Origin of the sequence: Collimonas arenae, assembly GCF_001584165.1 — a bacterium.
Lineage (GTDB): Bacteria > Pseudomonadota > Gammaproteobacteria > Burkholderiales > Burkholderiaceae_D > Collimonas > Collimonas arenae.
In genome coordinates, this window is sequence record NZ_CP013233.1 from 505221 (window position 1) to 531012 (window position 25792).

Genomic DNA, 25792 nt, shown 5'->3' on the forward strand with positions numbered 1-25792 from the left:
ACTGATCAGGAGATCAAAATGAGCAAACAACTTCAAGAAGCGTACATCGTCTCCGCGACCCGTACCCCAATCGGCAAGGCGCCGCGTGGCATGTTCAAGAACACCCGCCCGGACGACCTGTTGGTGCGCGTCATGCAATCCGCCATGGCGCAAGTGCCAGGCCTGGATCCTAAGCTGGTGCAGGACGCCATCATCGGCTGTTCCTTCCCTGAAGGCGCACAAGGCCTGAACATGGCGCGTAACGCCGTGCTGCTGGCTGGCCTGCCGAACACCATCGGCGGTGTCACAGTCAACCGCTACTGCGCATCCGGCATTACCGCGATTGCCATGGCAGCCGACCGCATTCGCGTCGGCGAGGCTGACGTCATGATCGCCGGTGGCGCCGAATCGATGTCGATGGTGCCTATGATGGGTTTCCATCCGTCGATCAACATGAACGCCTTCAAGGATGAAAACGTCGGCATGGCCTATGGCATGGGTTTGACGGCAGAAAAAGTCGCCCAGCAATGGAAAGTCTCGCGCGAAGCGCAAGATGCGTTCGCGGTCGAATCGCACCGCCGCGCCATCGCCGGCCAGCTGGCTGGCGAGTTCAAGGATGAAACTACTTCCTACGACATCATAGATCGTGCTCCGAACCTGGCTACCGGCCAGATCGACCTGAAGACCCGTACCGTTGATCGCGACGAAGGCGCACGCGCCGAGTCGAGCATGGAAACCCTGGGCAAGCTGAAGGCTGTGTTTGCCGCCAAAGGCACGGTCACAGCAGGTAACAGCTCGCAAATGTCGGACGGCGCTGGTGCACTGATCCTGGTCAGCGAAAAAATCCTCAAGGAACACAACTTGACTCCGCTGGCCCGTTTCGTCTCGTTCGCGGTGCGCGGCGTACCACCAGAAATCATGGGGATCGGTCCTAAGGAAGCGATTCCAGCAGCGCTGCGCGCCGCCGGCCTGACCCAGGATCAGCTGGACTGGATCGAACTGAATGAAGCATTCGCAGCGCAAGCGCTGGCAGTGATCCAGGATCTCGGCCTCGACCCATCCAAGGTCAACCCGTTAGGCGGCGCAATTGCACTGGGACACCCGCTGGGCGCAACCGGCGCCATCCGCGCCGCTACTGCGATCCACGGTATCCGCCGCCGCAACCAGAAATACGGCATGGTCACCATGTGCGTTGGTGCAGGCATGGGCGCTGCAGGTATTTTCGAACGTATGTAATCGTTTGAATTAGCAGATTGTCATAAGCAATCGTAAAAAACAAAGAAAGCCGTGCTGCCATCCCCGCACGGCTTTTTTTGTCTTCCAGTCCGCTACAGAGACGATAACTGCGTTGCATGGCGCTTGCCGTGCTCGCGCACTGTCTGCGCTCAATGCGACTTGTTCTCACCTCTGTAGCGAACTGGAAGATGTTGGGTTTGCGATTTGTTCTATCGAACTTGTGTAGTGATAAATGGAGTAACAGATGGATATCTTGACCAGCAAGGAAAACGGCATCCTGACGATTGAATTCAATCGTCTTGAAAAGAAGAATGCAATTACCGCCGCCATGTACCAGACCATGGTCGATGCGTTGAAAGATGCGGAAACGGATAGTGCGGTGCGGGCGATTCTGTTTGTCGGCAAGCCGCAGATTTTCAGCGCCGGCAACGACCTCGAAGATTTCATGAAGAACCGGCCGAACAGCCCAGACAGCCCGGTGTTCCAGTTCCTGTGGCAGATCAGCCATGCCAGTAAGCCGATGGTGGCTGCGGTGGCCGGCGCTGCGGTTGGCATCGGCACTACGCTGCTGATGCATTGCGACCTAGTGTATGCCGCTGACAATGCACGCTTTTCGATGCCATTCACGCAGCTTGGCCTGTGTCCAGAAGCCGCCTCCAGTCTGATCCTGCCGCAAATTGCCGGTTATCAGCGCGCCGCCGAGAAGCTCTTGCTGGGCGAAGCCTTCACTGCGGAAGAGGCCAATGCAATGGGCCTGGTCAACAAGGTGTTGCCGCCGGAAGAGTTGCTGGCATTTGCGCAAGCGCAGGCGGCGAAGTTGGTGGCTTTGCCAGCGGCGTCGATCCGCACCACCAAGCGCTTGATGAAAGGGAGCCAGGTCGCTGCGGTGGAAGCGCGAATGAAGGAAGAAATTGATCATTTCGGCGCGATGCTGAAATCGCCGGAAGCGGCGGAAGCATTCACCGCTTTCTTTGAGAAGCGCCGGCCGGATTTCAGCAAATTTTCCTGAGCCACCGCCCTGCTTGTAGAGCGCAAAGAAAAACCCGACGCAAGGTCGGGTTTTTTATGGTGAAGCGCTACGACATCATTACATTTTCTTTTGAACGTCCTGCGCAGCGTCCTGCACCTTCTCACCACCGGATTGCACATCCTTGCCCATGCCCGCGACAGTATTGCAGGCTGACAGCGCGCCGAACATGCCGAACATTGCTGCGATCACCATTACTTTTTTGATCATCGTGTTCTCCTTCATGGGTTGGTAACGGGATAATCTTATCATCGGCATTTGGATTGTCCATACCGGACGGTAATTTTTCCTGCGCGCTCGATGATTTTGCAACGTACCTGGATGCAAGCGATGAATTGCCAGCGGTTAAACCAATCGCTCTGCCTGAGCGGTTAACGCGCTTGTAACAACTGCAATAATCCGCTGATGCCATCCCATAGAATCTGCACGCCGATGCAGAGCAGAATGAACGAAGTCATGCGTTGCATGACGGTGGTGCCGGTATCACCCAGCAAACGTATCAATACGCCAGCAAAACGGTTGCTCAGGTAGACGGCCAACGCCGCCAGGGCAAGACCGAGCACAGCAGCAATCAGGGACAGTGGCAGTGGTACATTCGGCACCCGAACCCCCGCGCCGAGGGTGATTGCGACAGAGATTGAGCCGGGGCCGACGGTGAGTGGAAAGGCCAGTGGATAAAACGCCTTCTTTGACGCCAGTTCCTCGGTCCAGAGCGATTCCGGAACCGCTTCACCCTTTGGCATTTCATCCGAGTTGAGCATTTTCCAGGCAGTGGCGACGACCAGCAAGCCGCCCGCAACCTTGACCACCGGCAGCGACAGACCGAAAAAAGCCAGCACGTGGGTACCGATGAACATGCCGCCCATCAGCAGCAGGAAGGAGTTGATCGCCACGCGTCGGGCCAGCGAATTGCGAGTGGCATCGGAAGCAGTGATGGTCAGCGAGTGGAAAATCGGTGCGCCGCCGGGCGGGTTCATGATCGGCAATAATGCCGCCAGCACGAACAGCACTGTCTTCAGGAAACTAAGTAAATGAAATTCCATGTGCGCTGTTGTTAGTCATTGTAGGTAAATCGGGGCGGCAAGCTGGCCAGGATGCGATAGTTCGCTGCGCGTGCCCGATTCTAGACTGACAACATAGCCGCCGCAAGCGCCCTTATGCAAAGGGCCTTGGCGGCATGGCCTGCCTACCAGCCGAAACGTTCGCAGGCGCGGCGATATACCAGACCCGACAGAGCAATATCTTCCACGCCGACGCCGATTGCTTTGTAGATCACCAGGTCGCTTTCCTGACGTGCGTAAGCGCTGCTGCCATCGACGATCTGGCCCAGCTCCCATACCTGGTCCCAGGAGAAAGTGCCAGGCTGGCACAGCAGCAGATCGCCGGCTTCCTGTTGCGCCTGCGGTTTCCATTCGACCACCAGCGCATTGGCGCGGGCGATGGCGCGGTCATCCAGTTCGCGCACATTGCCCTTGCTGGCGCCGACTGCGGCGACGAACGCTCCAGGTTTGAGCAAGCTGCCGGAGAACAGTGGTTCCGCGGAACGCGTCACGGTGACCACTACATCGCCGCCCGCAGCCGCATCGTCAATGCTGACGGCGCGCGTCGGTACGCCGGTTTGCTGCGCGACTTGTTCGGCAAATTGCTGTTGGCCGCTGCGGCCGGCAATCAGGATTTCCTTGAATTTCCGTACCTGTAGCAAGGCAGGCACGTGTGAATGCGCCTGGGTGCCGGTGCCGATGATCGACAGCGTTTCAACTTTCGCATTGGCGAGGTGATCTGTGGCTACCGCAGTTGCTGCGGCGGTGCGGAAACCGGTCATGGTGTCGGATTCGATGGCGGCTAGCGGTTTGCCATCCGCGGTCGAAAACAGCACGGTGACGAAATGGAATTTACCGTTGATCGTGGTGTAGACCTTGTAGCCGGCGATGCCTGCAGCGGGCAGTAGAGCGCCCATGCTGGACATCATGACCGGGCCAGCGCTGGTGCGGATACGCGCCTGCTGCGCGCCTTGTCCGATGCCGGCGAACGCCAGACGCATGGCGTCGATGGCATCGGCGGTGGTGATCAGTTCGGCGACTTGCTCGTTGGTGATGAGTTTCATGTGGTTTCCTTTGCCTAAGCGCTGAATGAAAATGGGCTGGCATCGATTGACGTACGCTGACCGTCAATCAATTCTGTCAACAAGGTGGCGCTGCCGTGCGCCAAGGTCCAGCCGAGGCTGCCGTGGCCGATGTTCAAGTACAGGTTCTTGATCGGGGCGGCGGCAATGATCGGCACGCCGCTTGGCGTCGCCGGCCGGAAGCCGCTCCATGGCGACAGCGTGCTGTTGTCGGACAGGTCGCCGCAGCCGGGAACAGCTCGTCGACGCCGCGTTTCAATTCATCGATTGCGGTTGCCGGAATGCTGCGATCCATGCCGAGCAGTTCGACCCGGCCGGCAACGCGCAGCCGATTCGCCAGGCGCGCGTAGACGATTTTTCGTGAGATGTCGGTGATCGATACCTGCGGCGCGGCGGCCTGGTTGGCGCTGTCGAACAGTGGCACCGTGATGCTGTAACCCTTGAGCGGATAGAGTGGCAACGTGAATCCGACCTGGCGCGCGAAGCCGGCGCTTTCTGCGCCCAAGGCCAGTACAAATGCATCGGCAGCAATTTGCTCCTGCCCGGCGTGTACCGCAGTCAGTGCGCCGCCGCGCATTTCCACTTTGCCGATGCGTTGCGAATGCGCGAAGCGGAAGCCCTGGCGCTGCGACATCGCGTCAACCAGTTGTCGGCAGAACAGCGCGCAATCGCCGGCTTCTTCGCTCGGCGTGTAGACGCCGCCGATCCAATCGCGCTTGGCGTTGGCCAGCGCCGGTTCAATTTGCATGCAGCGCGCGGCGTCGACGATTTCCTGTTGGCAGCCATGCTGCGCCTGGAAATCAATCTGCCGACGCGCGCCTTCCAGACCTTTGGCGTCGGTGTACATCACCAGCTTGCCGGCAGTACGGTGCTGGAAATCGAATGGGACTGCCTGGCTCAGTTGTTGTAACTGGTCGCGGCTGAAGAAAGCCAGTTTTAGTAGATCGATCGTGGTCTGCCGAACACGATTAGCGTTGCAGGCAGCCAGGAATTTGAGTAGCCAGCGCCATTGGGCCGGATCCATTTTCGGACGCAGCGTTAGCGGCGAGTCGCTGCTGAACAGGTATTCCGGCCAGTGCGTCCACACGGATGGATCTGCCAACGGAGCGACGTAGGAGTAGCTCAGTTGTGCGCCGTTGCCAAGACTGGTCTGGCTGCCCGGCAGCGCTGCGGCGTCGACCAGGGTTACTTGATGGCCGGCTTCCAGCAGGCGGTAAGCGGAAGTCACGCCGATGACGCCAGCACCTAGTACGCAAATGTGCATGTGTTCTGTCCTGTTGCGGAAATGTTTAAATCGATGATCTTTGTTGCTGGCACGGCAGATACCGTCGGGTGGGCAGCGGTCTGCGGCTTGCGAGTTTGCGTTGCAACAATCTGGATACTATACGTATGCTGCCAGCTTGTGTCTCATGCTGTTTTGGCATCATCCACGTGGGCCTTCTTGGGCGTCGCAACGAAATACAGCGGGCCGCGCGCCTTGCATTGCGGTAGAATGCCGCCTGAAGTAAGCCAGACAGCCGCTGGCTGGCGCTGCAAGGCGTCGGCGGGAGGAAGGTCCGGACTCCATAGAGCAGGGTGACGGTTAACGGCCGTCCGCCGTGAGGCGAGGAATAGGGCCACAGAGACGAGCGTATTAAGTTACGGTGAAACGCGGTAACCTCCACTCGGAGCAATCTCAAATAGGCACGCGTTGATGTTGCTCGCGGAGCGTGCGGGTAGAGAGCTGGAGCGCTGGAGCAATTCAGCGCCTAGAGGAATGGTTGTCATAACGCGAGGGTGCAAGCCTGAGCGTCGTAACAGAATCCGGCCTATCGGCTTACTTCATTTTCTTTCGATCGCTGCAGCAAGTGCAGCATCATCTTGTGGTTATCCCACGTCTTGCATGATTTTTTGAATCCGGCGAATCCAGTTGCGGAACAGTTGCGTATATGACTGTGCAGGCTCCGAAAACTGACTCTCTTTCAAAGGAATCATCATGCGCAAACTTACTTATGCTTTGACTTTGTCCGCCGCTTTGATCGCCGCCAGCGCGGCTTATGCAGAAGATACCGTGATGGTGGGTGGTCAGCAAATGTACCCCAGCAAGGACATCGTCGATAACGCCGTCAATTCAGCCGATCACACCACTCTGGTCGCGGCAGTAAAGGCCGCCGGCCTGGTTGATACGCTCAAGAGCAAAGGTCCGTTCACCGTCTTTGCGCCTACCAACGCAGCGTTCGCCAAGCTTCCGGCCGGGACCGTTGAAACCTTGGTCAAGCCCGAAAACAAGGCAACCCTGACCAAAATCCTGACGTATCACGTTGTGCCTGGTCGCTACGGTTTTGCCAAGCTGGAAAGCGAGATCAAGAAGGGCGGCGGCAAGGCTGAACTGGCAACCGCCAGCGGCGGCAAGCTGACTTTCATGCAGAACGGCCCGCATAACATTTACATCGTGGACGATGGTGGCCATATTGCCAATATCACTACCTACGATGTGAACCAGTCGAACGGTGTGATCAACGTGATCGATACGGTGTTGTTGCCAAAATAACGAAGATGATAGGCGGCAACCGCTGAATTTAGTAATCGAGTGGCAGCGAGTTGGGCGACGGAAATCTCCACGTCGCCCTTTTTTTCGTCCAAATGATTTGGGTGACGTTTACGTTAACGTCAATTATTGTTATTCTGCCGTAAGGGCAATGCAGGCCGCATCGACGGTGCATCGACAATAAATTCAACACTCATCCGCTTTGGAGACAAACCACCATGGACTTTGAATTATCAGAGGAACAACGCGCCTTCCAGCAGACCGCGCGCGACTTTTCAATTGGAGAGCTGGCGCCGCACGCGGCCAGATGGGATGCCGAGGCGATCTTCCCGATTGATGTGATCGCTAAGGCCGGTGAGCTGGGTTTTTGTGGTTTGTACACGCCGGAAGAAGTGGGCGGTTTGGGTTTGTCGCGGCTGGATGCCACTATCGTGTTCGAGGAACTGGCGCGCGGCTGCACTTCCACCACGGCCTACCTGACGATTCACAATATGGTGAGCTGGATGATCGCCAACTGGGCCACGCCGGCAGTGAAAGAGGCCTGGTGCGGAAAACTGGCGAGCGGACAAAAGCTCGGCTCCTATTGCCTGACCGAACCGGGCGCGGGTTCCGATGCCGCTTCCTTGAAAACCAGCGCTGAGCTGGTCGGCGGCGAGTATGTGATCAACGGTTCCAAGGCGTTCATCTCCGGCGCCGGTGCGACCGACGTGCTGGTGCTGATGGCGCGCACCGGCGGCGCCGGTTCGCATGGCGTGTCTGCATTCGTGGTTCCCGCCAATGCATCAGGCATCAGCTATGGCCGCAAGGAAGAAAAAATGGGTTGGAACAGTCAGCCCACTCGTACCATCAGTTTTGACAATGTGCGGATACCCGCTGATCACCTGCTGGGCCAGGAAGGTGAAGGCTTCCGGCTGGCGATGCGCGGCCTGGACGGCGGCCGTATCAACATCGCCACTTGTTCGGTCGGCACTGCGCAGGCGGCGCTGGATGCAGCGCATGCCTACATGAGCGAACGGCGTCAATTCAACCGGCCTTTGTCGGATTTTCAGGCGCTGCAGTTCAAGCTGGCGGACATGCAGACTGAGCTCGTCGCGGCACGGCAGATGGTGCGCCTCGCGGCCTGCAAGCTCGATGCCAAGGATTCCAACGCTACTACCTATTGCGCGATGGCGAAACGCTTCGCCACCGATATCGGTTTCCGGATCTGCAACGAAGCGCTGCAAATCCACGGCGGCTACGGCTACATCCGCGAGTATCCGCTGGAGCGGCACTTCCGCGATGTGCGCGTGCATCAGATCCTGGAAGGCACCAATGAAATCATGCGCGTCATCATCGCGCGCCAGTTGTTGAGCAACGCATCCAATGAGGACATCCGATGAATAGCGTGAACTACACCAACCTGAAGCTGGAAACGATCGGCCACACTGCGGTCGTGACGATCGCCAATCCACCGGCCAATACCTGGACCGGCGACGCCTTGCGCGACTTGACGCGCCTGGTGAAAACGCTCAACGCCGACGACAATATCTACAGCATGGTGGTCACCGGCGAAGGCGAGAAATTCTTTCCGCCGGCGCCGACCTGAAGCTGTTTGCCGACGGCGACAAGGTCGTGGCGCGTGAGATGGCGCGCCGCTTTGGTGAAGCGTTCGAGACCTTGTCCAGTTTCCGTGGCGTGTCGATTGCCGCCATCAACGGTTACGCAATGGGCGGTGGCCTGGAGTGTGCGCTGGCCTGTGATTTGCGCATCGCCGAAGAGCATGCGCAACTGGCGTTGCCGGAAGCGGCAGTCGGTTTGTTGCCGTGCGCCGGCGGCACCCAGAACCTGCCATGGCTGGTTGGCGAAGGTTGGGCCAAGCGCATGATCCTGTGCGGGGAGCGCGTCAATGCTGAAACGGCATTACGGATCGGCCTGGTCGAGGAAGTTGTGAAAAAAGGCGAAGGCCGGCAACGCGCATTGGCGCTTGCTGCACAAGTCGACAAGCAAAGCCCGTCCAGCGTCACCGCTTGCAAGAAACTGATCCAGGGCGCGCGCGCCAATCCGTTGGCGACCTTGCTGCCGGTCGAGCGTGAATTGTTCCTGGATCTGTTCGATACCCAGGACCAGAAGGAAGGCGTGAACGCATTCCTGCAGAAGCGTCCGGCACAGTGGAGCAATCAATAATGACGGAACTGAATCTGCAGCAAGCGGCTCCTCACGCCTTGTTTGAAGAGCTGCACACGGACAACGGCAAACGGATCGGCGTCGCCACACTGAATGTGGAAAAGACCCTGAATGCGATTTCGCTGGAGATGGTGGATCTGCTCGACCATCAGTTGCGCGCCTGGGCCGCCGATCCGCAAGTCGCGCTGGTGGTCATGCAGGCTGCCGGCGAAAAGGCGTTTTGCGCCGGTGGTGATTTGCAACATTTGTACCGCACCATGCTGGACCAGCACGCCATTGATCGACAGGAAGATATCCGCAGCAATACCTACGCCTGCGATTCTTCGAGCGCGAATATCGGCTGGATTATCTGATCCACACCTACCCCAAGCCGATCCTGGCCTGGGGCCATGGCATCGTGATGGGCGGTGGCATCGGCCTGATGGCCGGGGCCAGCCATCGCGTGGTCACCGAGAAATCGCGCCTGGCGATGCCGGAGATCACGATCGGCCTGTATCCGGATGTCGGCGGCACCTGGTTCCTGAATCGGATGCCGGGCCATGTCGGTTTGTTCCTGGCATTGACCGGCGCTACCTTCGGCGCGGCTGACGCCATCTTCGCCCGGCTGGCCGACTATCAACTGGAGCATAACCAGAAGCAGGCGTTGCTCTCAACCTTGCTGAGCCAGTCCTGGGACGGCAAACAGGACGACATACTACTGACGCGGATATTGCTGGCCGCAGAACAGCAGGCGAAGCCTGCATTCGCCGCCGCACCGTCACCGTTGCGCCAGAACTTCGAATTAATCAACCAGCTGTGTCGCGCACCGACGCTGGATGAGGTCGTGCAAAACATCGTCGGCTTGCAGACTGATGACGCGTGGCTACAAAAAAGCATCGCTACCCTGGTGGCCGGCAGTCCGGCTTCGGCCTGGCTATCGCATGCATTGCAGCGACGCGCGCTGCACATGTCGCTGGCTGAGGTTTTCCGGCTGGAGTATGTGGTGTCGCTGCATTGCGCGGCGCGCACCGATTTTGCAGAAGGCATACGGGCGCTCATCGTCGACAAGGACCGTCAGCCGAAATGGCAGCCGGCCAGCCTGGCGCAAGTCAGTAAGGAATGGGGCAACGGCTTTTCGACGATCCGTGGTCGGCGAGTGATCACCCGTTGGCGGATTTGGGCTTAAGTTGACGATCTAGCCGGCCTTGAACGAGGTCGGTTTATCCTGTTTCATTTTTCCGACCGGGAGTGAAGATGCAACGACGCAGCATTCTGTGGACCATGTTTTCATCAATCGGCGCGGCTTCCGTGCTGGCGGCGACCGCCAAGTCGGCGCATGCCACCACAGTGGATAAAGCCAAGGTTGCCTATCATTTGAGCGAGCAAGGCCGCGTCGCCTTTGTGCTCGGCAATATCCAGAATCACTTCGATGGCATGGGTGGTCCGGGCAATGTGAAAATCGTGCTGGTGATACATGGTCCGGCGCTCCAGGCATTTCATGCCGCGCAAGCACACCCGGAATTCGTTGCGCAGGTTGCTCAGTTGGCAAAAAACGGTCTAGAAATGAACGCCTGCATCAATACCATGAAAGCGCAGGGGATTAGTCTGAAAGACCTGCTGCCAGGCTTCGGCGTGGCTGACAAGGGCGGAGTGGTGATGCTGGCAGAGCTGCAAGGGCAGGGTTACGCCTATTTGCGGCCTTGATGCCGCTCCTTTTCTTGACGGAATCGATCCGCATGGCGTCTGCCAGCAGAAATTCGACTCTGACCCTAATTATTTTATTGACGAATGCTTAGGGTGGTAATTGCAATTTAGGCATGTTGCAGCACCGCATGTATTCTGGGGGTCTAAAGGTCTGTTGCCAAAATGTCGGTAGGGTGCTGCTTTCAGTCGTATTGATATACAAAATGGCAGATAACGGGTATCTTGGGGCAGCGATATTTGCATTGCCATGCAGCATGCGAATCGGCCGCAAAGCCGCATGAAATCAAGGACTGACACGGTTGCGCAGAGGCTCTTCCGGTAATTTGATTCTCCTTGATAACAAGTTCGGTTACCCCTTATACTTCGAAGGTTTTAGCTTGTGCATACAAGCAACTTGCCGCGGGTGGATGGTGCGCCATGGTGAAGCGAGAATGGGACTTGAGGCGTAACTGCGCAATCGCGCCGCGCCAGCTTGGCTTTTTCTATGCGATCCTCTGTGCGACTTCGTTTACCGTGGCAATCGGTTTTACTTTGCGCGGTGCCTGGTTTGTCTTGCTATTTGCAGTGGTTGAGATGTCCGCAGTTGCTGTCGCATTTCTCATCTATGCCCGGCACGCCACAGACCGCGAGCACATCGCAATGTTGGACGATTATCTGCTTGTAGAATTGATACAAGCACAACAGGTACGGCAGTTTAAACTCGATTTACGTTGCATCCGGATTGCGGTGCCGGATACCGGCCGGGGCCTGGTAGGCCTGGAAGCGCTCGGCACCAGGGTTGAGATTGGACAGTTCCTGACGGAATGGAAACGGCGCGAATTTGTACAGGAGTTGAGGCAGGAACTACAGCGCGTGTCTGCGTCTGCTGGTTGACATAATTATAATTTTGGGCTTTTGAGGAAAACATGGAATATGCGAAGCGCCTTATATCGTTGACGCTCGGTGCGTCGCTCCTGTCGGCAGCCATGCCTTCATGGGCGGTAGTCGATAGTCCGGGTGGCCCTAAAGTACTAGGGATGAACTTTCAACCGCCAGTGACGCAGATTGCGCAGCAAATTTATGATCTGCATAACCTGATGCTGATTATTTGCCTGGTGATCTTCCTCGCTGTTTTTGGCGTGATGTTTTATTCGATCCTCAAGCATCGCAAGTCGCTGGGCCACAAATCGGCCAGCTTCCACGAAAGCACCGGCGTTGAAATCGCCTGGACCGTGATTCCATTCCTCATCGTTATCGGCATGGCGCTGCCGGCCACCAAGACCGTGGTGGCGATGAAGGACACCTCCAATGCCGATATCACGATCAAGGTCACCGGCATGCAATGGAAGTGGGGTTACGATTACCTCAACGGCGCCGGCGCCGGCATTTCCTTCCTCTCCAACCTTGCAACACCGCACGAGCAAGTCGTTGACTCGACCAAGGTCAAGAACGACAACTACCTGATCGAAGTCGATAATCCGATGGTGGTGCCGGTCAACAAGAAGATCCGCATCATCACCACCGCCAACGACGTCATTCACTCCTGGACTATCCAGGCGTTCGGCGTCAAGCAGGATGCGATTCCCGGTTTCGTGCGCGATACCTGGTTCAAGGCTGAAAAAGTCGGCACCTACCGCGGCCAATGCGTTGAGCTGTGTGGCAAGGACCATGCGTTCATGCCGATCGTGGTCAACGTCCTGAGCGAAGCCGACTACAAGACCTGGGTCGACGGCAAGAAAAAGGAAATGGCTGCGCAAGCGGATGATCCGAACAAGACCTGGACCATCGATGAGTTGAAGCAACGCGGCGAAAAAGTCTACACGGCAAATTGCGCCGCCTGCCATCAGGCGACCGGCAAGGGCGTGCCTGGCGCGTTCCCCGCGCTTGACGGCGATCCGGTCGTGAACGGCCCGCGTGCGGCCCAGATCAATGTTGTGTTGAACGGTAAAACCGACGGCGCCATGCAGATGCCGGCCTGGAAAGCCGTATTGTCGGATACCGAAATTGCTGCGGTGATTACCTACACCCGCAACAACTGGTCCAACAAGGCACAAGAAAATATTGTTCAACCAGCTGAAGTGCTGGCTGCGCGTAAGTAATTCCTAGGAGATTGAGATGAGCACTACCGCAGTCGATCACCCACACGATCATTCTCACGACGACCACGCGCACGGTCACGAACACGACCATCCACACGGTTGGCGGCGCTGGTTGTTCGCAACCAATCACAAGGACATCGGTACCCTGTACCTGTGGTTCTCCTTCACCATGCTGCTGTCAGGCGGCGTGCTGGCATTGCTGATCCGCGCCGAGTTGTTCCAGCCGGGCCTGCAATTCTTCAAGCCGGAATTCTTCAACCAGCTGACCACGATGCACGGCCTGATCATGGTCTTCGGCGCGATCATGCCGGCCTTCGTCGGCTTCGCCAACTGGATGATCCCGCTGCAGATCGGCGCATCCGACATGGCCTTTGCGCGGATGAACAATTTTTCGTTCTGGCTGATGCCGCCTGCGGCCTTGTTGCTGGCGACATCGTTCCTGGTGCCAGGTGGCGCTACTGCTGCCGGCTGGACCCTGTACGCGCCGCTGTCGACGCAAATGGGGCCAGGCATGGACATGGCGATTTTCGCGATCCACATCATGGGTGCGTCGTCGATCATGGGTTCGATCAACATCATCACCACCATCCTCAACATGCGCGCGCCTGGCATGACGCTGATGAAAATGCCGATGTTCTGCTGGACCTGGCTGATCACCGCCTACCTGCTGATTGCCGTGATGCCAGTGTTGGCCGGTGCAATCACCATGACCCTGACCGACCGTCATTTCGGCACATCGTTCTTTAACGCTGCCGGCGGCGGCGATCCGGTCATGTATCAGCACATCTTCTGGTTCTTCGGCCATCCTGAGGTGTACATCATGATTTTGCCGGCGTTCGGTATCGTCTCGCAGATCATCCCGGCATTCGCCCGCAAGCAATTGTTCGGCTATGCATCGATGGTGTACGCAACTGCATCGATTGCGATCCTGTCGTTCATCGTCTGGGCCCACCACATGTTCACCACCGGCATGCCGGTGACAGCGCAGCTGTTCTTCATGTACGCAACCATGCTGATCGCGGTGCCGACCGGCGTCAAGATCTTCAACTGGATCGCGACCATGTGGCGCGGTTCGATGACTTTCGAAACCCCGATGCTGTTCGCCATCGGCTTCATCTTCGTGTTCACCATGGGCGGCTTTACTGGCCTGATCCTGGCAGTGACGCCAATCGACATCCAGATGCAGGACACCTACTACGTGGTGGCGCACTTTCACTACGTGCTGGTGGCCGGTTCCTTGTTCGCCCTGTTCGCCGGTTACTACTACTGGGGTCCGAAGTGGACCGGCTTCATGTACAACGAAACCCGCGGCAAGATCCACTTCTGGAATTCGCTGGTCTGGTTCAACGTGACATTCTTCCCGATGCACTTCCTGGGCCTGGCCGGCATGCCGCGCCGCTACGCCGACTATCCGGCGCAGTTCACCGATTTCAACATGGTGGCATCGATCGGTGCGCTGGGCTTTGGCCTGACCCAGGTCTACTTCCTGTTCTTCGTCATCATTCCATCGATCAAGGGTGGCAAGAAGGCAGCCGACAAGCCATGGGAAGGCGCCGAGGGTCTGGAATGGACTGTTCCTAGTCCAGCACCTTTCCATACGTTCGAAACACCGCCGGTCTTTAAATAATGGAAGCGGCGGGGGGGAGTACCGCCCGCCAATTCCGCATAGGTGTCCAACATGAATCAGCAGAAAAAACCGAATAACTTGCGCACCGGCTTGCTGGTGGGCTTGCTGGCCTTGAGTTTCTTCATTGCGATCTTCGTCAAGATGTTGTGGTTCAAATAGATGACTACTCCTGCGGGCAGCGATAACGATGGCGTCAAGGCTCAATCAAGAAAACTGAATTGGCAGATGCTGGGCAAATTGATGGTGATTGCCGTCATGATGTTCGGTTTCGGTTACGGTCTGGTACCGGTGTATAAAAAGATTTGCGAAATAACCGGCGTCAATTATCTGACGCCCAAGGACGGTACGGTGGCAGCGCCGGCCAATACGCAGGTCGACAAGAGCCGCACCATTACGGTTGAGTTTGATGCCAATTCGCAAGGCCCGTGGCGCTTCAGGCCAACCGTCAGCAGCGTGCAGGTGCATCCGGGCGAGATGACCACGGTGGTGTATGAAGTGGTGAACAAGCAGGCGCGCAAGATGGATGCCCAGGCGATTCCGAGCTATGCGCCGATGCAGGCGGCAGAATTTTTCAAGAAGGTCGAATGTTTCTGTTTCACCCAGCAGACCTTAGGCCCGAACCAGGCCAAGGAAATGCCGGTGGTGTTTTACATAGATCCTGCTATACCTAAGGATGTGAAGCTGATTACGCTGTCGTACACTTTTTTTGAAATTGCAGGCCAGCCGGACAAGCCGACAAGTTAATCTGGTTGGGTATCCGTAGAGCAGGGGAGTCGCATGTCGGATCTGAGAGAAGCAAGTCGCCGCAAAGCTTCATTTGGCGCGACCATGAAAGCGGTATTCTGGTCGTTCTTCGGCGTGCGGAAAAGGAAGGATTATGAAAGCGACGCAGCGGGTTTGAACCCGGTGCATGTCATCATCGCCGGGATACTGGGCGCCCTGATTTTTATTGCGATCCTGATCACGATAGTGAAACTGGTGGTCGCCAAGTAACTTGCAACACAGAATGCAGTGATGAATTAAAAATTGTATCTAAAAATTGTATCGGGAGATGGAAATGAGTTCTCAACAAGGCAATGCACCTTACTATTTCGTCCCTGGCCCGTCCAGATGGCCAGTGCTCGGGGGCGTTGCGCTATTGGCGACGATGGCCGGCGCCGCGGCGTGGGTCAACAGCGTGGTGTGGGGCCGGAACTGTGCGTGATCGGCATCCTGTCGTTCCTGACCGTGCTCTACAAATGGTTCGGCGACGCCATCCGCGAATCGGAAGGCGGCCTGTACAGCGCCCGCATCGACACCTCGTTCCGCTGGAGCATGAGCTGGTTCATCTTCTCCGAAGTCATGTTTTTCGCTGCATTTTTCGGCGCCTTGTTCTATGCGCGCAGCATCTCCATGCCTTGGTTGGGCGATCTCGATAACAAGATCCTGTGGCCTGATTTCTCTGCCCATTGGGGCAATGCCGGTCCGGCAGGCACGGTTGAGTCATTCAGCACCATGGGTCCGTTCCCGATTCCAACAATCAACACGGCCTTGCTGCTGACTTCCGGCGTGACCCTGACGATTTCCCACCACGCGCTGCGTGCAGGCCATCGCGCCAAGACAGCGTTCTGGCTGTTTGCAACGATACTGCTCGGCGCCACTTTCATGGGTTTCCAGGCGGCCGAATATATCGAAGCGTATACCGATTTCAACCTGAAACTGACTTCCGGCGTCTACGGCTCAACCTTCTTCCTGCTGACCGGCTTCCACGGTTTCCACGTGACGATCGGCGCCATCATGCTGTCCGTGGTGTTGTACCGCGTGCTGAAGGGACATTTCACGCCAGACCATCATTTCGCCTTTGAAGGCGCCGCTTGGTACTGGCACTTTGTCGACGTCGTCTGGCTCGCTCTGTACGTCGTCGTATACTGGCTATAGTCAAGAAAGAGGATTTTGGCGCGTAAAAAAGGCCACACTTCGGTGCGGCCTTTTTTACTGCTACAAGTGAATGGTGTGCAGCACCAAGTCGGCGCTCAGTGCAGTCCGGTTGGCTGGATATATCCTAGTTTGTACAGGACCAGCAACAGGATGAACAGGGCAACCGAAAAGCCGACGCGTAGGGTCAGTGCTTGCACGGTGCGGTCACTCTTGCCCTTGTCGCGCATCAGGAACAGCAGCGCTGAAAACAGGCTGCCAATGATCAGGATGAAAGCAACGGCGACGACGATTTTCATTTTATGGCCGGCATGAGCGCTAACTAAGTAAGGTTGTATTGTAATGCCAATCAGATTCCGTTTTCGCCTGATTCCGTTCGTCGTGACCGTGTTGCTGGTCGCGCTCGGCATTGCGCTTGCGCAATGGCAAACCAGGCGCGGCGATCAGAAGCAACTGATCGAAACCACGTTGCTGCAACGGCAAGTCGAACCAACACTCGATTTCAACGCGGCCATACGCGCAGCGCCGGCACCAGACGTCGATCAGCTGGAATATCGGCGTCTTGCCGTTCGCGGTGAATTTATTCCTGCATGGCCGGTCTATCTCGACAATCGTCCGTTGAATGGTGTCGCCGGGTTCTATGTGCTGATGCCATTTAAAATAGCGGCGTCGGACGATTACGTGCTGGTCGCGCGCGGCTGGTTGCCGCGCGATCCGGCCGACCGCACCAGGTTGCCGTCATATCCGACGCCGGCCGGGACGGTCGAGATGGAAGGGCTGGCCAGGCGCGATTTCGGGCATGTCCTGCAGTTGGGAGATGCCGGCCCGTTGCGGCCAGGTGCGATTCTGCAGAATCTGAGCGTTAACGACTTCGCCGCTGCCAGCAAGCTCAAGCTGCAGCCGTTCGTCATTGAGCAGACCAGCAACGCGGAAGACCATCTGCTGCGCGATTGGCCCAGGCCTTCGCTTGGCATCGAAAGACATCGCGGCTACGCATTCCAGTGGTATGCGCTGGCCGTCATGGCCCTTATTTTTTTTGTTGTGACAGGATTCAGACGTGGAACAAAAAACAGCAACAAGCCGGCCGGCCAGCAATCTGGTTGACAGCACGAACAGCAACACTGCCCAGGTGGACACCCAGCAGCGCCGCTCAGGCCGCTGGAAGCTGTTTGCCGTCATCGCGGTATGCGCGGCGCCGATGATCGCCTCCTATTTCACCTATTACGTGATCAAGCCGCAAAGCCGAACCAACTACGGCACGTTGATCGATCCGCGCAATTATCCGATTCCCGATCTCGGCAGCACCGCGCTGGACGGCAAGCCGCTTGCGCTCGATGCCTATAAGGGCAAATGGCTGATGGTGCAGGTCGACGGTGGCGATTGTCAGAAGGCTTGCCAGGAAAAACTGCTCGACATGCGCCAGCTGCGCTTGATGCAGGGCAAGGAGATGGAGCGCATCGAACGCGTCTGGCTGATCACCGATGACCAGCCTTTGCAGACCATGGTGATGCGCGAATACGACGGCACGCGCTTGCTGCGGGTCAAGCCGGAACTGCTGAAAGCCTGGCTACCAACCGAGGCCGGCACCACCGCGGCCGATCATATCTACCTGATCGACCCGCGCGGCAATCTGATGATGCGCTTCCCCAAGGACGCCGACCCCAACCTGGTCAAGAAAGACCTGTCCAAGCTGCTGCGCGCTTCGGCTATTGGATGAGACAGTCATGACGACACCGATGTTGATTCAACTGGGTAGCATGGGCGTGCTGGTCGCCGTGCTGGCGTTCTGCGTGGTCTGGGTTTCCAGCGATACCAACAAGTATCGCAAACTGGTCTGGGTGACGTTGTTCCTGACCTTCGACCTGATCATGTTTGGCGCGTTCACCCGGCTGACCGATTCCGGCCTCGGTTGCCCCGACTGGCCGGGATGCTATGGTCATTCCAATCCTTTGCAGGCGCATGAACACATCAGCGCTGCGCAAGACGCAATGCCGACCGGCCCGGTCACTGTGATGAAAGCCTGGATCGAGATGACCCATCGTTATTTTGCGATGGGGGTAGGGGTGCTGATCATTGCCCTGATGGTGATTGCGTGGATTAGCTGGTTCAAGCGAACCTCGGGTAAGCCTGCTGGGTCATTGGCGACCCCGTCTTCGGCGACCCGTCATTCCCGCGCACGCGGGAATCCCATTTACGCAGCAATCTGGATTCCCGCGTACGCGGGAATGACGATGGGTTGAAGGGAAGGTATTCGCCGTGGCCGCCGACGTTTCTGTTTTTGTTGGTCTGCGTGCAAGGCGCTTTCGGGGCTTGGACAGTGACTCAGAAATTACAGCCGGTAATCGTCACCACCCATCTCTTGCTTGGCCTGACCTTGCTGGCGACGATGGCCTGGCTTGGTGCACGCCAGAATGATCATGCGCCGGTAGCTCCGGCCGGAGCCAGCCTGGTGAAGCCGGCCATGATCGGATTGGCGCTGCTAATCGTTCAGATCGCGCTCGGCGGTTGGGTGAGCACTAACTACGCCGCTCTGGCTTGCACCGATTTTCCTCTGTGCCATGGCGCCTTGGTGCCGCAGATGGACTTCGCCAACGGTTTTACGCTGTGGCGGCACTTGGGCATGACTGCCGACGGCGATTTCCTGACTTTCCAGGCGCTGACAGCTATCCATTGGACGCATCGCAGCTTTGCCTTCGTGGTGATCGCCGTCATTGCGTGGCTTGCATGGAAAGCGCTGCATATAGCAGGCCTGAAAAATACCGGGCGCTGGCTGCTGATTATTGTTGGATTGCAATTGCTGACTGGCTTGTCTACCATCTACTTTAACTGGCCGTTGGCGATAGCGGTCGTCCACAATGGTGGGGCGGCGCTGCTGCTGGTTTTGCTGGTCATGTTAAACTATAAGGCTAGACTTGCCCCGAGACCGCATGCGGTTCCGGCAGTGGCAAGCCAACCAGTAACTGCTGATCGCCTCAACCCGCGCCCATGACCGCTTTGACCGCACCACCCAATAGAATTGCCCAGTACTGGGCCCTGACCAAGCCGCGCGTCACGCAGCTTGCGGTGTTTTGCGCGGTGATCGGCATGTTCCTGTCAACTTCAGGATTGCCGGATTGGCAACGTGTAGTGTCCGCCACGATCGGTATCTGGTTGCTGGCCGGCGCTGCTTTTGCCGTCAATTGCCTGGTCGAGCGGGAAATCGATTCGCGCATGGCGCGTACCGCGCGGCGGCCGATGGCGCGCGGCGAAATCACCGTCAGCCAGACCCTGGTTTTTTCCGGCGTCATTGGCGGCCTCGGCATGTGGGTGCTGTATAACTTCGTCAATCCGCTGACCATGTGGCTGACTTTCGCCACCTTTGTCGGCTATGCCATCATCTACACCATCATCCTGAAGCCGGCGACGCCGCAGAATATCGTTATCGGTGGCCTGGCCGGCGCCATGCCGCCGGCGTTGGGCTGGGCCGCGATCGCCAATGATGTGCCGATGCAGGCCTGGATCCTGGTGCTGATCATCTTTGTCTGGACGCCGCCGCATTTCTGGGCGCTGGCCATGTACCGTCGCGACGATTACGCAAAATCGGGCCTGCCGATGCTGCCGATCACGCACGGCATGGCATTCACACAGTTCCAGGTCTGGCTGTATACGATTGCGCTGGTCGCCACCACCATGCTGCCGTTTGCAGTCGGCATGAGCGGATTGATCTACCTGGCCAGTGCGGTGGTTCTCGGCGTGATCTTCCTGTGGTACGCCTGGCAGATCTATCGTCACTATACCGATCTGATTGCGCGCAAAACGTTTGCTTACTCGATCATCTACCTGTCACTGTTATTTGCCGCACTGCTGGTCGATCACTATCTCAAATTCTGAAAGCAAAAATGAAGCGAGTCAAACCAGTCATCTCCGTTCTCGCCGGCTTGCTGCTGACCGTGTCCCTGACTGCTTGCGGCGACAAATCTGGCGGCGGCAGCCAGGAAATCATCCTGTCGCCGGCCAAGAGCGCGTTCATCAATACCGATGTCACCGGCCTTGGCTACGCCCGCGATTTTGCACTGACCGACCATACTGGCAAGCCGCGTACGCTGGCCGATTACAAGGGCAAGGCAGTCGTGGTGTTTTTCGGCTATACCCAATGCCCGACGTTTGCCCGACCACCATGGTGGAGATGGCGAATGTCATGAAGGAGCTGGGGCCGTTGGCAAGCAAGGTCCAGGTGTTGTTTATTACTGTCGATCCGGAACGCGATACGCAGGAGTTGTTGTCCAAGTATGTGCCAGCCTTCGATCCGAGCTTCGTCGGCCTGTATGGCGACCAGGCGGCGACCGAAAAGGTGGCCAAGGAATTCCGCGTGTTCTACCAGAAAGTACCCGGCAAGACACCCGGCAGTTATAGCATGGACCATACTGCAGGCAGCTATGTGTTCGATCCGGAAGGCCACATCCGCTTGTTCGTGCGACATGGTCAGGGGCCAGATCCGATTGCCCACGACTTGAAATTGCTGCTGTCGTGATCACCGGCGATCAGTTGGAGAAAAGTTGAGGGAGAGGTCCGATATGTATATCGGACCATAATGAAAAAAGGCAGCCGAGGCTGCCTTTTTTGTTACCGTAACGCGGGCGGTCAGGTGAATGCGACCAGCGACCCCTTCATTTTCTTCAGGGCAACTGCTTCGATTTGCCGGATGCGTTCGGCGGAGACGCCGAATTCATCTGCCAGCTCGTGCAAGGTGGCGCCGGAGCCGTCATCGTTAGCCAGCCAACGAGCCTCGACGATACGGCGTGAGCGATCATCCAGCTTGCTCAGTGCCGATTCCAGGCCTTCCGACTGCATGCGGTCGTATTGCTGGGCTTCCAGCACCTTGGTTGGCTCTTGCGACTCCGATGACAGGTAGGCGATCGGCGCAAACTTATCATCATCATCGTCGGTCGGCGCGTCCAGCGCAATGTCGCGGCCGGTCAGGCGGGTTTCCATCTCGATGACTTCTTCACGCTTGACGTTGAGGGTCTTGGCCAATGCCTCGACTTGGGTCGGCGTCATCGCGTCCAGGCCTTCCTTGTGGCTGCGCAGGTTGAAGAACAGTTTGCGTTGCGCCTTGGTGGTGGCTACTTTCACCAGGCGCCAGTTCTTCAGGATGTATTCGTGCATTTCTGCCTTGATCCAGTGCATCGCGTACGACACCAGTCGGACACCCTGGTCCGGATCGAAGCGTTTGACTGCTTTCATCAGGCCGATATTGCCTTCCTGGATCAGGTCGGCATGCGGCAAGCCGTAACCCAGATAGCCGCGGGCAATCGATACCACCAGGCGCAGATGCGACAGCACCAGCTTTTGGGCGGCGCCGAGGTCGTTCTTGTCGCGCAGTTGTTTTGCGAGGGAAATTTCTTCATCGTGCGTCAACATAGGCAACCGGTTAACGGCCGAGATATAGGCGTCAATATTCCCCAGTGTGCCGGAAAAGCCGAGCGCCAAAGCATTTGATTCTGTTGGCATTAAAGCGGTGCTGACTGACGGATTTTTCATTCTTTCTCCTTGCTGTCCGGCTGCTTGTTGCAGCCAGTGGATCAACGATCAGACGTTTGACCTACAATATATTAGCACTCTCTATTATAGAGTGCTAATAGGATTTATTAAACGCCGGATATAGTTTGTTACTATTGTTATTCTTTTTTTGATTGTTTGTAACAGACTTATTAGACGGGGAAAACCTGCGAAAGTTGCGTCCTAACGAAACGAAATGCTGCACAGCCGCAGGGAACAACAACTACGCGGCGCAGCCCAAGTCGGGAGTCAGTTCGAGCAGGGTGTCGTAGGGGCGCTGCTGAGGAAAGCGCTGATTTGCGGCAAATGTGTGCTGTCGGCAATGCTGATGTAGAGCCGGGCCGGCGGTTTGCGCAGAATGCGATTCAGTGTCACGCGCAGCGTCAGGTTGCCAATGCAGCAAAAACAGCCGGGGGCGATGCGTTTGATGTCGAGGCCGGGTGGCATGGTCGATTCAAACTTGCCGTCCGACAAGCCTTCCAGGATCAGTGCGGTGCTTTGCAGGCTACCTTGGGCGGCAAGATCGGCCTCGATTGCAGCGTGGATTGCGGCTTCGCGAGTGCTGGCCCGCGCGCCGCTAACCAGGGTGGTCAGTGTCATCCGCCCTTTTTGGACAACTTTCCAGGATCGACGCCGAGCTGTTTGAGCTTACGGTACAGATGGGTTCGTTCCAATCCGGTTTTTTCCGCCACTCGTGTCATGCTGCCGCTTTCACGGATCAGGTGATATTCGAAGTACGCGCGCTCGAACGCGTCGCGCGCTTCGCGCAGCGGCAGGCCGAAGGACGATGAGAACAGGTTCTCGGAACTCGCGGCGACCGACGGCATGGCCGCCAGATGGGTTGGTTCCGACATCGAGGGATTGCTGAACACGCCAGCTGTCACTACGGCTTCATTCAAGTCGTTCGATGTCGTGGCAGGTTGCGGGTACAGCGTTGGTGCGCGGCCGCCTTTTGGTCCCTGTGACAGGCCTTGCTGGACTGCTTTCAACAATTTTTGCAGGGCAATTGGTTTTTCCAGGAAATTCAAGGCGCCGATGCGCGTGGCTTCCACTGCAGTGTCAATGGTGGCGTGACCGGACATCATAATGACGGGCATGGTCAGCAAGCCGTCGCGTTGCCATTCCTTCAGCAGCGTTACGCCATCAGTGTCGGGCATCCAGATATCGAGCAGCACCAGGTCGGGTACGCCGCCCTGGCGAAATTCGCGAGCTTGTTGTGCATTCTCGGCGGCGGTCACGACGTGTCCTTCGTCACCTAAAATTTCCGAGAGCAATTCCCGAATTCCCATTTCGTCATCAACGACTAGGATGTTAGCCATGCGGTAGCCTTCCCATTTCCTGTTGCCTTAAATCCCACTGTGTGGACTGTTCGGATAGTCCAGTTAACTTATAGGAATCTCGACAAACCTATGCATGCTGCAATCTCGGCACTGCCATGCTCGTCGTACTCTCGTACGGCTGCGCTTCTCCTGCCGACCTTGCAACGTTCGCTACGGTTTTCGAGGTCCCTTTATCAATGCCTGTTGGTTTTTTGTCGGAACCCAGATATATGCTATATCAGCCGACTGTCAATTTGCATCTGTTCCAAGTCAAAATCATGTCAAATAATTGACGAATCATGATTCGAGGCTAACTTTAACAGCAAAATCAGGATTTTTGCGCCCTTTGTATCGCTTCGATTCTGCAGATCGATGCGGCCGCCGTGCTCATCGATAATTTTTTTTACCATCGGCAGCCCCAGTCCGGTGCCGCGGGGTTTCGATGTGATGTACGGCTCGAAGGCCCGCGCCAGGATTTTCGGTGCGAATCCTGAGCCGTTATCGGTAATGGAAAGGCGCACTGCGGTGCGTGACAGGCCGTCCGAGCTCTGGAAGCTGACGCGCTCGGTGACCACGTCAATGCGTGGCGGCGTCGGATCGTCGCTGCGGTCCAACACGGCGTCTTGCGCGTTTTGCAGAAGGTTGTGGATGACCTGGCGTAGCTGGGTGGCGTCGCCCATGATCTTTGGCAAATCTGGCGCAAGCGATGCATGGATCATGTCGCGCTCGTCGCCGGCCAGGTAGAGATGCAGGATTTCCGCCACGAGTACGTTCAAGTCCAGCTCAGCCAGTACTGCCGGCGGCGTCTTGGCGTAGTCGCGAAAATCGTCAACCATGCGCTTCATCGCCGCCACCTGATTGACGATGGTGTCCGTGCTCTTCTTCAGGATGGCGGCGTCCTGAGTCATCAGCTTGTCTTCCAGTTTCATCTGCAGGCGCTCGGCCGACAGCTGGATCGGGGTCAATGGATTCTTGATCTCGTGGGCCAGGCGGCGCGCCACCTCGCCCCAAGCGATCGAACGCTGGCCAGAGATGACATCGGAAATGTCATCGAACACCACGACGTAGCCAGCGCGGTTTTCCACTGGGAGTCGCGAGCCGCGGGCCAACAGAGTGATGTCATCGGCGTCGCCGCTCGCACCACTGTCGACCCGCCGTGGAATCTCGATCTGTTGCTGCCAGTGCAGCAGCTCGGGGCCGATCTTGCCGGTGGCGAACTGTGCATTCTGTTCCGAGAATGCGTTGGTGATGACTTCGGCAAAGTGGGCCAGGCCGTCAATGATGTTGAGAGGCTGGCCGATATGCGGGGAAAAATCATACTGCAGGATGCGCGCCACCGATTGGTTGCTGGTGACTAGCCGGAAATCGCCGTCAAGCACCATCACGCCGGCCGACATGTTGGCCAGCACCGATTCCAGGTAGGCCTTGGCATTTTCCAGTTCGTTGCGGTTTTTTTCGACCGAGGCGCGTGCTTCGTACAACTGGCGCGTCATGAGATTGAAGGATTGTGTCAGCGTGCCCAGTTCGTCCGAGGTGGCGACGATCGGACGCGGCGAAAGATTGCCTTCGGCCACTGCCTTGGTTCCTTCAGCCAGCAGCAGCAGGGGCTTGGCGAGGTCAGTGGCGATCAGGAAGGCGCTGGCGATTGCGCCGAACACCGCCAGCAGCAAGGTCAGTGTCAGCGTCACCAGATAAATCTTGCGCAACCCTGAGCGTCCCAGCGAGCGCTCCTGGTATTCGCTATAGGCCGATCCGAGTGCATCGGCGTTGGTAGCGAGGTAGGTCGGTACCGGCTGGATCATTTGCAGGAAATGCGTTTCATTTTGCAGCGAGGCGCTTTTCAGCGGCGGTGGGATCTCGACCACCACGTGCAGCCGCAAGTCGGTGCCGTCGCTGGCGGAAGCTTGCGACGCTCGGCTTGAGTCGGGATTGTCGAGATCGCTCTCGATGGCGGAAAAACCGCGCGGCAGCCGTGCCTGTTGCAGCATGCTGGCGGTGGGCAAATTGGGGATCAGCGTGCCCAAGTGGCCACCTACCGAGGCGATCACCTGGCCGTTAGCGGTGACGATCGATGCTTCCAGGTTCTGCTCGCTGAGCCGGCCAAGCTGGGTTGCCTGTGCTGAATTTGACAGTTCGGACCATTCGGCCGCCAGCGTGCGGGCCCTCGAGGTCAGGTCGTTGAGCGAGGAGTCGAGTGCCGCATGGCTAAGGTTGAGGCCGGACTGCAGCGCCGCTTCAACGTGGACGTCGAACCAGGATTCGATGGAGCGTGAGACGAACTGCACCGACACCAGATAGATCACCACTCCCGGCAGGATGCCGATCAGCGCAAACATCAGCACCAGCTTGGCCATCAGACGCGATCCGAATTTGCCGCGCTTGTAGCGACTGTAGAGCCGTCCCAGCAACAGGCAGACCAGGCCCAGCAGAGCGACGGCCATCAGCGCGTTCAGTCCGAGTAGCCATGAATAGTGCTTATCGAAAAAATCCGAGTTGGCCGAGGCCGATGCAAGTACGAACAGCAGGATGCTGACGATGGCGCCGCCAACCACCAGCAGATACCGGAGTGCGCGCGACAC

The 25792-nt window shown here is 57.5% G+C and carries 21 protein-coding genes, 1 other RNA gene and 6 pseudogenes; 19 read left to right on the forward strand and 9 right to left on the reverse strand.

The window, feature by feature from the left end; translation table 11 throughout:
* Positions 1–18: 18 nt before the first annotated feature.
* Positions 19–1215 carry an acetyl-CoA C-acyltransferase gene (locus CAter10_RS02365; RefSeq protein WP_061532136.1) on the forward strand — a complete coding sequence of 399 codons (1197 nt, stop codon included), beginning with the start codon at positions 19–21 and terminating at the stop codon, positions 1213–1215.
* A gap of 244 nt (positions 1216–1459) precedes the next feature.
* Entirely contained in the window at positions 1460–2224 is a 765-nt protein-coding gene (locus tag CAter10_RS02370) for an enoyl-CoA hydratase (RefSeq protein ID WP_061532137.1), read from the forward strand.
* A 78-nt stretch (positions 2225–2302) separates the two neighbouring features.
* Here the strand turns inward: CAter10_RS02370 and CAter10_RS02375 are convergent, their stop codons facing one another.
* The 4 genes and pseudogenes from CAter10_RS02375 to CAter10_RS02390 all read right to left on the reverse strand — a co-directional run bounded on the left by CAter10_RS02375 (position 2303) and on the right by CAter10_RS02390 (position 5628).
* Positions 2303–2452 (reverse strand): entericidin A/B family lipoprotein, encoded by a 150-nt coding sequence (locus tag CAter10_RS02375; RefSeq protein ID WP_082798031.1) that lies wholly within the window; start codon positions 2450–2452, stop codon positions 2303–2305.
* 161 nt (positions 2453–2613) lie between these two features.
* Entirely contained in the window at positions 2614–3285 is a 672-nt protein-coding gene (locus tag CAter10_RS02380; RefSeq protein WP_061532138.1) for a MarC family protein, read from the reverse strand.
* Positions 3286–3428: 143 nt separating this feature from the next.
* Entirely contained in the window at positions 3429–4346 is a 918-nt protein-coding gene (locus CAter10_RS02385; RefSeq protein ID WP_061532139.1) for an ornithine cyclodeaminase family protein, read from the reverse strand.
* Positions 4347–4360: 14 nt separating this feature from the next.
* Positions 4361–5628: pseudogene (locus CAter10_RS02390) on the reverse strand (D-amino acid dehydrogenase).
* A gap of 237 nt (positions 5629–5865) precedes the next feature.
* Here CAter10_RS02390 and rnpB point away from each other — a divergent pair.
* From rnpB to CAter10_RS02450, 12 genes and pseudogenes are all read left to right on the forward strand, one after another.
* An RNA gene (gene rnpB / locus CAter10_RS02395) (RNase P RNA component class A) lies at positions 5866–6191 on the forward strand.
* Between the two features lie 148 nt (positions 6192–6339).
* Positions 6340–6894 (forward strand): fasciclin domain-containing protein, encoded by a 555-nt coding sequence (locus tag CAter10_RS02400; RefSeq protein WP_061532140.1) that lies wholly within the window; start codon positions 6340–6342, stop codon positions 6892–6894.
* Positions 6895–7109: 215 nt separating this feature from the next.
* Complete coding sequence (locus CAter10_RS02405) at positions 7110–8270, forward strand: acyl-CoA dehydrogenase family protein (RefSeq protein WP_061532141.1); 1161 nt, start codon at positions 7110–7112, stop codon at positions 8268–8270.
* Positions 8267–9054, forward strand: a pseudogene (locus CAter10_RS02410) (enoyl-CoA hydratase). The gene CAter10_RS02405 and the pseudogene CAter10_RS02410 overlap by 4 nt, the downstream one beginning before the upstream one ends.
* Positions 9054–10224: pseudogene (locus CAter10_RS02415) on the forward strand (enoyl-CoA hydratase/isomerase family protein). Before CAter10_RS02410 ends, CAter10_RS02415 begins: the two co-directional pseudogenes overlap by 1 nt.
* Before the next feature lie 63 nt (positions 10225–10287).
* Entirely contained in the window at positions 10288–10737 is a 450-nt protein-coding gene (locus CAter10_RS02420) for a DsrE family protein (RefSeq protein ID WP_061535136.1), read from the forward strand.
* Positions 10738–11070: 333 nt separating this feature from the next.
* Complete coding sequence (locus CAter10_RS02425) at positions 11071–11610, forward strand: DUF2244 domain-containing protein (RefSeq protein ID WP_335340183.1); 540 nt, start codon at positions 11071–11073, stop codon at positions 11608–11610.
* A 32-nt stretch (positions 11611–11642) separates the two neighbouring features.
* Positions 11643–12815: a cytochrome c oxidase subunit II gene (coxB, locus tag CAter10_RS02430; protein ID WP_061532143.1), complete on the forward strand. Its 1173-nt coding sequence runs from the start codon at positions 11643–11645 to the stop codon at positions 12813–12815.
* 16 nt (positions 12816–12831) lie between these two features.
* Positions 12832–14442: a cytochrome c oxidase subunit I gene (ctaD, locus tag CAter10_RS02435; RefSeq protein ID WP_061532144.1), complete on the forward strand. Its 1611-nt coding sequence runs from the start codon at positions 12832–12834 to the stop codon at positions 14440–14442.
* 159 nt (positions 14443–14601) lie between these two features.
* On the forward strand, positions 14602–15186 hold the full coding sequence (locus tag CAter10_RS02440) for a cytochrome c oxidase assembly protein (RefSeq protein ID WP_061532145.1): 585 nt from the start codon (positions 14602–14604) through the stop codon (positions 15184–15186).
* Positions 15187–15219: 33 nt separating this feature from the next.
* Complete coding sequence (locus CAter10_RS02445) at positions 15220–15435, forward strand: DUF2970 domain-containing protein (RefSeq protein WP_061532146.1); 216 nt, start codon at positions 15220–15222, stop codon at positions 15433–15435.
* Positions 15436–15499: 64 nt separating this feature from the next.
* Positions 15500–16359, forward strand: a pseudogene (locus CAter10_RS02450) (cytochrome c oxidase subunit 3).
* Positions 16360–16454: 95 nt separating this feature from the next.
* Here the strand turns inward: CAter10_RS02450 and CAter10_RS02455 are convergent.
* Positions 16455–16655 carry a twin transmembrane helix small protein gene (locus CAter10_RS02455; protein WP_061532147.1) on the reverse strand — a complete coding sequence of 67 codons (201 nt, stop codon included), beginning with the start codon at positions 16653–16655 and terminating at the stop codon, positions 16455–16457.
* 43 nt (positions 16656–16698) lie between these two features.
* Here CAter10_RS02455 and CAter10_RS02460 point away from each other — a divergent pair, with 43 nt between their 5' ends.
* The 5 genes and pseudogenes from CAter10_RS02460 (at position 16699) to CAter10_RS02485 (ending at position 20866) form a co-directional block, all read left to right on the forward strand.
* On the forward strand, positions 16699–17460 hold the full coding sequence (locus CAter10_RS02460) for an SURF1 family protein (protein WP_061532148.1): 762 nt from the start codon (positions 16699–16701) through the stop codon (positions 17458–17460).
* The gene (locus tag CAter10_RS02465; RefSeq protein WP_417924702.1) at positions 17414–18073 is read left to right on the forward strand and encodes an SCO family protein; all 660 of its coding nucleotides are present in this window, start codon (positions 17414–17416) and stop codon (positions 18071–18073) included. Before CAter10_RS02460 ends, CAter10_RS02465 begins: the two co-directional genes overlap by 47 nt.
* 40 nt (positions 18074–18113) lie before the next feature.
* Positions 18114–19345, forward strand: a pseudogene (locus CAter10_RS24450) (COX15/CtaA family protein).
* Positions 19342–20226, forward strand: a complete 885-nt coding sequence (gene cyoE / locus CAter10_RS02480) for a heme o synthase (protein WP_061532149.1) — start codon at positions 19342–19344, stop codon at positions 20224–20226. Before CAter10_RS24450 ends, cyoE begins: the two are co-directional and overlap by 4 nt.
* 8 nt (positions 20227–20234) lie before the next feature.
* Positions 20235–20866, forward strand: a pseudogene (locus CAter10_RS02485) (SCO family protein).
* 110 nt (positions 20867–20976) lie between these two features.
* Here the strand turns inward: CAter10_RS02485 and rpoH are convergent.
* The 4 genes from rpoH to CAter10_RS02505 form a co-directional block, all read right to left on the reverse strand.
* Positions 20977–21876 carry an RNA polymerase sigma factor RpoH gene (rpoH, locus tag CAter10_RS02490; protein ID WP_061532150.1) on the reverse strand — a complete coding sequence of 300 codons (900 nt, stop codon included), beginning with the start codon at positions 21874–21876 and terminating at the stop codon, positions 20977–20979.
* A gap of 267 nt (positions 21877–22143) precedes the next feature.
* Positions 22144–22494, reverse strand: a complete 351-nt coding sequence (locus tag CAter10_RS02495; protein WP_335340184.1) for a GTPase — start codon at positions 22492–22494, stop codon at positions 22144–22146.
* Positions 22491–23213: a response regulator gene (locus CAter10_RS02500; protein ID WP_061532151.1), complete on the reverse strand. Its 723-nt coding sequence runs from the start codon at positions 23211–23213 to the stop codon at positions 22491–22493. The genes CAter10_RS02495 and CAter10_RS02500 overlap by 4 nt, the downstream gene beginning before the upstream one ends.
* Positions 23214–23494: 281 nt before the next feature.
* On the reverse strand, positions 23495–25792 hold the full coding sequence (locus CAter10_RS02505) for a sensor histidine kinase (protein ID WP_061532152.1): 2298 nt from the start codon (positions 25790–25792) through the stop codon (positions 23495–23497).

What these genes read in the sequence shown, in the direction of transcription:
- ctaD (WP_061532144.1), top strand. Translation starts at nt 12,832, where the DNA reads ATGAGCACTACCGCAGTCGATCACCCACACGATCATTCTCACGACGAC.
- CAter10_RS02365 (WP_061532136.1), top strand. Translation starts at nt 19, where the DNA reads ATGAGCAAACAACTTCAAGAAGCGTACATCGTCTCCGCGACCCGTACC.
- CAter10_RS02370 (WP_061532137.1), top strand. Translation starts at nt 1,460, where the DNA reads ATGGATATCTTGACCAGCAAGGAAAACGGCATCCTGACGATTGAATTC.
- CAter10_RS02420 (WP_061535136.1), top strand. Translation starts at nt 10,288, where the DNA reads ATGCAACGACGCAGCATTCTGTGGACCATGTTTTCATCAATCGGCGCG.
- CAter10_RS02385 (WP_061532139.1), bottom strand. Translation starts at nt 4,346, where the DNA reads ATGAAACTCATCACCAACGAGCAAGTCGCCGAACTGATCACCACCGCC.
- CAter10_RS02405 (WP_061532141.1), top strand. Translation starts at nt 7,110, where the DNA reads ATGGACTTTGAATTATCAGAGGAACAACGCGCCTTCCAGCAGACCGCG.
- cyoE (WP_061532149.1), top strand. Translation starts at nt 19,342, where the DNA reads ATGACCGCTTTGACCGCACCACCCAATAGAATTGCCCAGTACTGGGCC.
- CAter10_RS02440 (WP_061532145.1), top strand. Translation starts at nt 14,602, where the DNA reads ATGACTACTCCTGCGGGCAGCGATAACGATGGCGTCAAGGCTCAATCA.
- coxB (WP_061532143.1), top strand. Translation starts at nt 11,643, where the DNA reads ATGGAATATGCGAAGCGCCTTATATCGTTGACGCTCGGTGCGTCGCTC.
- CAter10_RS02445 (WP_061532146.1), top strand. Translation starts at nt 15,220, where the DNA reads ATGTCGGATCTGAGAGAAGCAAGTCGCCGCAAAGCTTCATTTGGCGCG.
- CAter10_RS02375 (WP_082798031.1), bottom strand. Translation starts at nt 2,452, where the DNA reads ATGATCAAAAAAGTAATGGTGATCGCAGCAATGTTCGGCATGTTCGGC.
- CAter10_RS02500 (WP_061532151.1), bottom strand. Translation starts at nt 23,213, where the DNA reads ATGGCTAACATCCTAGTCGTTGATGACGAAATGGGAATTCGGGAATTG.
- CAter10_RS02455 (WP_061532147.1), bottom strand. Translation starts at nt 16,655, where the DNA reads ATGAAAATCGTCGTCGCCGTTGCTTTCATCCTGATCATTGGCAGCCTG.
- rpoH (WP_061532150.1), bottom strand. Translation starts at nt 21,876, where the DNA reads ATGAAAAATCCGTCAGTCAGCACCGCTTTAATGCCAACAGAATCAAAT.
- CAter10_RS02380 (WP_061532138.1), bottom strand. Translation starts at nt 3,285, where the DNA reads ATGGAATTTCATTTACTTAGTTTCCTGAAGACAGTGCTGTTCGTGCTG.
- CAter10_RS02460 (WP_061532148.1), top strand. Translation starts at nt 16,699, where the DNA reads ATGCCAATCAGATTCCGTTTTCGCCTGATTCCGTTCGTCGTGACCGTG.
- CAter10_RS02495 (WP_335340184.1), bottom strand. Translation starts at nt 22,494, where the DNA reads ATGACACTGACCACCCTGGTTAGCGGCGCGCGGGCCAGCACTCGCGAA.
- CAter10_RS02400 (WP_061532140.1), top strand. Translation starts at nt 6,340, where the DNA reads ATGCGCAAACTTACTTATGCTTTGACTTTGTCCGCCGCTTTGATCGCC.